This window comes from Bartonella taylorii 8TBB (assembly GCF_902825155.1).
GTDB classification, from domain to species: Bacteria; Pseudomonadota; Alphaproteobacteria; order Rhizobiales; family Rhizobiaceae; genus Bartonella; species Bartonella taylorii_A.
The window spans coordinates 1-5,672 of the sequence record NZ_CADEAG010000023.1; the positions used below are offsets into that span (position 1 = coordinate 1).

At 41.6% G+C, this 5,672-nt stretch carries 10 protein-coding genes; 5 read left to right on the top strand and 5 right to left on the bottom strand.

Going from position 1 to position 5,672, the window contains the following annotated elements; genetic code table 11:
- From J7R13_RS08335 to J7R13_RS08350, 4 genes are all read right to left on the bottom strand, one after another.
- A partial coding sequence (locus tag J7R13_RS08335; RefSeq protein ID WP_208438260.1) for a phage portal protein occupies positions 1-608 on the bottom strand: 608 nt, incomplete at its 3' end.
- On the bottom strand, positions 608-856 hold the full coding sequence (locus tag J7R13_RS08340; protein WP_004858786.1) for a phage head-tail joining protein: 249 nt from the start codon (positions 854-856) through the stop codon (positions 608-610). The genes J7R13_RS08335 and J7R13_RS08340, both read right to left, overlap by 1 nt.
- 3 nt (positions 857-859) lie before the next feature.
- Complete coding sequence (locus tag J7R13_RS08345; protein WP_208438261.1) at positions 860-2,788, bottom strand: phage terminase large subunit family protein; 1,929 nt, start codon at positions 2,786-2,788, stop codon at positions 860-862.
- Positions 2,781-3,362, bottom strand: a complete 582-nt coding sequence (locus J7R13_RS08350; RefSeq protein ID WP_208438262.1) for a hypothetical protein — start codon at positions 3,360-3,362, stop codon at positions 2,781-2,783. The genes J7R13_RS08345 and J7R13_RS08350 overlap by 8 nt, the downstream gene beginning before the upstream one ends.
- Before the next feature lie 62 nt (positions 3,363-3,424).
- Between J7R13_RS08350 and J7R13_RS08355 the strand changes: the two genes are divergently transcribed.
- The 5 genes from J7R13_RS08355 to J7R13_RS08375 all read left to right on the top strand — a co-directional run bounded on the left by J7R13_RS08355 (position 3,425) and on the right by J7R13_RS08375 (position 4,995).
- Positions 3,425-3,739 (top strand): type II toxin-antitoxin system RelE/ParE family toxin, encoded by a 315-nt coding sequence (locus tag J7R13_RS08355; protein ID WP_208438263.1) that lies wholly within the window; start codon positions 3,425-3,427, stop codon positions 3,737-3,739.
- Positions 3,740-3,755: 16 nt separating this feature from the next.
- Positions 3,756-4,052 carry a HigA family addiction module antitoxin gene (locus J7R13_RS08360; protein ID WP_004861504.1) on the top strand — a complete coding sequence of 99 codons (297 nt, stop codon included), beginning with the start codon at positions 3,756-3,758 and terminating at the stop codon, positions 4,050-4,052.
- Between the two features lie 75 nt (positions 4,053-4,127).
- Positions 4,128-4,337, top strand: a complete 210-nt coding sequence (locus J7R13_RS08365; RefSeq protein ID WP_208438265.1) for a hypothetical protein — start codon at positions 4,128-4,130, stop codon at positions 4,335-4,337.
- Between the two features lie 126 nt (positions 4,338-4,463).
- The gene (locus tag J7R13_RS08370; RefSeq protein ID WP_208434772.1) at positions 4,464-4,727 is read left to right on the top strand and encodes a type II toxin-antitoxin system RelB/DinJ family antitoxin; all 264 of its coding nucleotides are present in this window, start codon (positions 4,464-4,466) and stop codon (positions 4,725-4,727) included.
- A complete protein-coding gene (locus J7R13_RS08375) occupies positions 4,714-4,995 on the top strand; it encodes a type II toxin-antitoxin system YafQ family toxin (RefSeq protein WP_208438264.1) in 282 nt (93 codons plus the stop codon). The genes J7R13_RS08370 and J7R13_RS08375 overlap by 14 nt, the downstream gene beginning before the upstream one ends.
- Before the next feature lie 79 nt (positions 4,996-5,074).
- Here the strand turns inward: J7R13_RS08375 and J7R13_RS08380 are convergent, their stop codons facing one another.
- Positions 5,075-5,338 (bottom strand): hypothetical protein, encoded by a 264-nt coding sequence (locus J7R13_RS08380; protein ID WP_343212182.1) that lies wholly within the window; start codon positions 5,336-5,338, stop codon positions 5,075-5,077.
- Positions 5,339-5,672 lie beyond the last annotated feature (334 nt).

Below are 5,672 nucleotides of genomic sequence, written 5' to 3' on the forward strand. Positions count from 1 at the left end.
GGGACATCATCATAGGGGTGATGTTCCCAGAAATGATAAGCAACGCGCTTACCACTGGCATTAAATTCAATTCCCATACGAATGTAATTGCCTTCAATCTCAGCAGGTCCATTATAAGTGAGATCCAACATTTCGGTGGGATAAACTTGCAATTGAAGAGGCACACCAGAGCGTCCATAAAGGTCGACATAGTGTAGTCTTACAAAGCATTCGCCGGTTAAAAAGACCTCTCGGGCAATCGTTGCTTGCAGACCATAAAAATTGGCATCTTCATCATAGTCCGCTTCATCAACCCATTGCCACCATAAGTCTAAAAGCTTTTTCTTTTCTTCTTGAAAACCTTCAATACGAGGATAAGGTTTAATCCCATCACTTACAGCCGCAGAGACCCATTCTTCTGTTGCAGAACCATAAAGAGATTCATTGTCATAAAGCCATCTTGAACGAGCAACAATAGTATCACCGCATTCCTCAATGGCTTTATTAATATGTTTTTTTGCGGGGTCAAAACCACCCATGCGACGGCTTTTACTTGCCGCTTCAAAATGGGGGCTGTCTTGACGAGAAATTTTAAAAAAGCCTGTGAGTTTATTGAAAAAACCAGCCATTAATAGCCTCGTGATATATTAAAATAGAAAACGCGTGAACGCTTGCGTCCTTCAAGATCCGCTATTTGTGTGTTCAGCATCTCAAGCGCTCTGCGCAGTTCCTCAACAGAACGATTGCTTACTTGCTTATCGCCATGGCGTACCGATTGTGCACCTGAATAAAGAGCCTCTTCAATTTGCTCACGCCGCCTTTTTAAACTTTCAAGTCTCGAAAATTTGCTGTTAATTGGTTCTAAAGTTTCATCCACAAATTACTTCCAATCCCCTTGCATATAAGGATTCATCATTGTTCTGAATGGCTTCTTTTGAGGCTGTGCTATCTGAGATCTTCTTGGAGCAGGAGAGGGCACATGTTCTGATGTTGGCTGCTCTAAAGAGCCCTCAATTTTAAGTTTTTCCAGACGCTCTTCTAAGATATCGACTTCTCGATTGAGGTTTATTCCTGCCGAAATCAGACCTTGTAAAGCAGCATAAGCATAGACCCTACAATCCAAAGCCTCGTTTCTTGCCTTTTCACTTTTTTGCCATTCAATGCGCTTGAAGCCTTTAAAATATTTGATGACTTTTCTTTCGGCGGTCAGCTGATCAAAATATTCTCGATCAAGGTTTTTGTGAAAGTGTGTTGCACCAGCCCCCGATGCTTCAGGACCGGATTTTTTAAACCGTGCCGTGATAATATCTTTTGCTGCGTCAACACCAACAATATAGAGATTAATCTGTCCTTTGTTGTTTCTACTTGGGCGGCGTGGCCATACCGCACGCCATCCCGCTTGCCCCTTAATCCCCCAGATACGCCGCCCTTCACGGGGTCGCACGTAATTATAAACCGCTTGTGTGTGTCCACCACCGGTATCAATACAAGCCGCCGTTATCTTTATGCCGTCTTTGTAACCTAGATGCGGCCAGCGTCTTGTAAGATATTCATCCAATTGGTCCCATACTTCAAAAGAAGAGGGGTCGCCAGGAATGATGTGATAATCGATATGCCAGCTTTCTTCACTGCGTCCCCATCCCACAACTTCAAGTTCTAAGCGATCATTTTGCACATCAATACCCGCTGTCAACAACACGGCTTGTTCTGGTGCAAGGGGATAATCTTCACGTTTTGCATAGAGGCTATCAGGGTCAACAACTTCGCCGGTTCTATCCTCCCATGGCTCTCCAAGCACTGTGTTGATAAAAGGCTGCAAAAGTGCCGGATCATCCTTGGCATCTAAAAACTCTCTTGCGCATTCCCCCCAAGTAAGCCAAGGTGAATAGAGTGCCGAAATATGGTAAGAACGCAAATTCGGTCTGCTTGACTCACTGGTTGGTACCCAACATGCTCCTCTTTCTTCACACATGAGATCTGTTTTTCTGTGCTCAGCATGTTCATGACCACAATGCGCACAAACAAAAACAGCTTTTTCAGGAGCACCTTTTGGCCACTTGATTTGTGACCAAACAATGGGCTGTAGAACACCACACGCATCACAAGGGACATTGTAATATCGCTGGTCTCCTAGCACGAAATCTTTGGCGATACGGCTTGTGTCACGGTGTGTTGGCGTGGACAATTTAAAAATCTTTCTCTGCACAAAGGTTGAGGTCCGCTTTTCAGCGATCATCACCGGATCACCTTCGTTATCCACACTGAGAGGATAGGCATCCACCTCATCCAAAATCAGATAACGAATAGGCATGGAACGCAAACCAGCAGCACTGTTGGCTCCTGTAAGCATCAATGCCCCACCATCAAACTCTTTCGAAAACATTGTATTGCCGCTGTCGCGTGCACGCGCCGGAGCAATGCGTTCGCTTAAAGCGGGGCTTGCCATAATCATTGGATCAAGACGGGTTTTTGATAATTTCTTCGCTGTCTCAACCGTTGGCATCACATAAAGGGCAGGTCCCGGACTATAATGAATGGCATAACCGCAGAAGTTCAATCCTGCTTCAGACATGCCGATCTGCGCGCCTTTCATGACAATGGTTGTTTCAATTGGCACGTAAGAGGAAAGGTTATCCATGATTTCGCGCAAATAAGGGGTACGCTTTGTTCTCCAAAGCCCAGGCTCAGCACTTGCTACGGTGCTAAGATACCTATTCTTATCTGCCCATTGCGAAACCGTGTATGGTGGGTCTGGTTGTCGTGCATCATTGGCATTGGCGAAAAATTCTTCGACGGCATTGTCATCCATTATTCATTTCTTGCAAGTGCTCTAACTCTGGAGAATGAGGATCATGAAAAGGCACTGGAATATTAACCGCCTCAAGCAAAGCTGTTCTCATAGTATAATCAATAGCACCAATAAGGCTGGCTGCATCACATCCAACTTGTGCAGCAATGCTCGCACCAAAACGATGGGGAAAATTCAACATAGCATCACGGTGCGCTCTTCCAAACTCACGCGCTGCCTTTTTCATTTCTTCTCGATCAACAGTGGTTTCGCGCAATCGTTCAAGTGCAATCTTTTCGCTTTCAAGCGCAACTTGCATTCGCTCCAGTTTTATCTTGTATTCATTGGCTCCATCTGTGGAGGCTTGTTTGATCTTTGTCCGCACCTTTCCATCAGGCGCTAAAAGTGAGGCAGGGCGTTTTGTTGGATTCTCATTCCAGATAGCTGTGGCAAGGGCTTCATTGACAGACCCATCTTCAAAAAGAGCCTCATCAAATTTGCCTGTCTTAAATCGAGAAACCACTGCATTAGGCGAAACCCGCATCTTCTTCGCAAACGCACGAACCGATAGACCCTCACGATGCTTCTTGGTCATTGCCATCTCTTTTACTAAATATTTTTCAACATTCATCCTTTTCTTTAGATTGGTATCATGCTATGATACATAAAAGAGTGAATGAAGGTGATTTGGTGATTGAATCTTTTGCGGATAAGCGTTGTAAAGATCTTTTAGAAGGTAATTCGCCTAAAGGTTTTCCAACAACTCTAGTACGTATAGCCCAAAGAAAATTGTTTATGCTCGATAAAGCGGTTGACCTTAAGGATTTACGCAGTCCTCCAGGAAATCGTTTAGAAGCATTGAAAGGAGAGCGTAAAGGTCAATATTCTATTCGTATTAATGACCAGTTTCGTATTTGTTTTGAATGGCGCTCTAATGGTGCCTATGAAGTTGAAATCGTAGATTATCATTGATCTGTAGGAGGTCGAGATGAAAAATTATATTGCTATTCATCCCGGAGAAATTTTAAGAGAGGAATATTTAAAAGAATATGCTCTCTCTGCTTATGCCCTTGCAAAAGCATTAAATGTTCCACGCACGAGAATAGAACGTATTGTTGCTGAAAATAGTCCAGTGACTCCCGATACTGCTCTCAGATTAGCCTATTTTTTTGATACTACTGCTGAATTTTGGCTCAACATGCAAGCTGCTTATGACGTTAGTATATTACAAACTGAAAAAGCAGACGAATTTGCCAAAATCAATAAATTTGAATGTAGGGTTTAATGATCTTTCCACTCATGAAGTTTTAAGATGTAACAGATAATTGACGATCCGGTATAATCGGGTGTATATTCCGGTATGCAAACGGATACGCTCCAAGTCACACGAGAATTATTGGTTTTCAAAAAAAACTTTAAAATAAGATGTGGCTACACAAAAGAAGATTTGGAAGCCGTGGATTCTCTACCATTGACAGATGAAGAACTTGCACGTCTAAAGCCAGCTAAAGATGTTTTACCACCCTCCTTCTTTAAATATGTAACAAAAGAACGCCGTAAACGTGGGTGAAAGTCTTAAAAAAGAAAGCGGTTGCTAAACAAAACTACCTTTCCACTCTAAAAAACAATGCTTTACAGTTGAAATTGTACTTCAATTGCGTTACATTGAAATACAGTTACAAGAGGAGAAATTATTATGGCTGCCAGTCGTATGGTTCAGGCGCGTGTACCAGAAGAAATTCAAAATGTTGCTAGTCAAGTTATTCAAGCTTCAGGTTTATCAGTAAGTGATGTTGTGAGAGTGTTGATGACGCGTATTGCACAAGATAAAGCTATTCCGTCCTTCTTGTTTCAACCTAATGCGGAAACTATAGCGGCTTTTGCAGAACTAGAGGAAGGTAACTTAAAAAAGTTTCATTCCGTAGACGAATTATTTGATGATCTCTATGCGGACGATTGAACGTACCACTATCTTCAAACGTGATTTCAAGCGTGAAATGAAAGGACGGTATAGGCATCTTTTAGATACTGATTTGCGCCAAATCATTGCAGCATTAGCAAATGACCAGCCTTTAGAACCTCGATATCATGACCATGCATTGACTGGGAATTGGAGCAATTATCGAGATTGCCATATTCGACCTGACTTAGTATTGATTTATCGCTTGATTGGTCAAGATCGATTGATTTTAGTGCGCCTGGGCTCCCATTCAAAACTTGATCTTTAAACCACCTCCCCATTTTGAGAACGGGGAGGGAAGATGTGTTTTTAAATTAAGCAACTTTTACGACAGATCTTTCTAAGACTTATTTTGCTTCTTTAATTAAAGCTTTATAATATTTGCTCTCTTCTACCAACGTAAAGGCTTTAACAAGATGCATATGGAGTGGACCATAAATGTAAACAGCCTTTTTAGTTGGAGACAACTTATCCCAATCTTTTGGGAAAGCAAAACGTATATCATCACAATAATCAACAGATTGGCTTTTCAGTTTCTTTTCACATTCAATAAAATAACGGAATGAGTCAAAGTCTTTAATGTGCGGAAAAACAGTTATTTCGGCAACCAATCCGCTATGTGTTTAAGGTGTTTTCTAGGCGCTTGATTCGAAAATACCTATTACTATAGAATTGTCAAGTAACAAAAATTACTTTTTGCTAAGAAAACGTTTCACATACTGTACAGTGTACATATTGAAATCATTATTTATCAATGAGTTAAGTGTACAATGTACAGTCAATTTGAAAATTCTGTCGCTAGCGATAGTTCGCGCTAGCCTGCCCCGCAACAGACCCAACCCGCCGGGAAGTACCTTTTGCATTGATTTTATTGTATTTTTTATGGAAAGAACCAAAGCATAAGTGATAATTTGCTTTAAAAATTACAATTAAAGTGAGTAGTGT

Bases quoted from the DNA above. Each gene is read 5' to 3' on its own strand.
- J7R13_RS08350 (WP_208438262.1), bottom strand. From the start codon at position 3,362: ATGACCAAGAAGCATCGTGAGGGTCTATCGGTTCGTGCGTTTGCGAAG.
- J7R13_RS08345 (WP_208438261.1), bottom strand. From the start codon at position 2,788: ATGGATGACAATGCCGTCGAAGAATTTTTCGCCAATGCCAATGATGCA.
- J7R13_RS08360 (WP_004861504.1), top strand. From the start codon at position 3,756: ATGAAAAATTATATTGCTATTCATCCCGGAGAAATTTTAAGAGAGGAA.
- J7R13_RS08375 (WP_208438264.1), top strand. From the start codon at position 4,714: ATGCGGACGATTGAACGTACCACTATCTTCAAACGTGATTTCAAGCGT.
- J7R13_RS08365 (WP_208438265.1), top strand. From the start codon at position 4,128: ATGCAAACGGATACGCTCCAAGTCACACGAGAATTATTGGTTTTCAAA.
- J7R13_RS08355 (WP_208438263.1), top strand. From the start codon at position 3,425: ATGATACATAAAAGAGTGAATGAAGGTGATTTGGTGATTGAATCTTTT.
- J7R13_RS08370 (WP_208434772.1), top strand. From the start codon at position 4,464: ATGGCTGCCAGTCGTATGGTTCAGGCGCGTGTACCAGAAGAAATTCAA.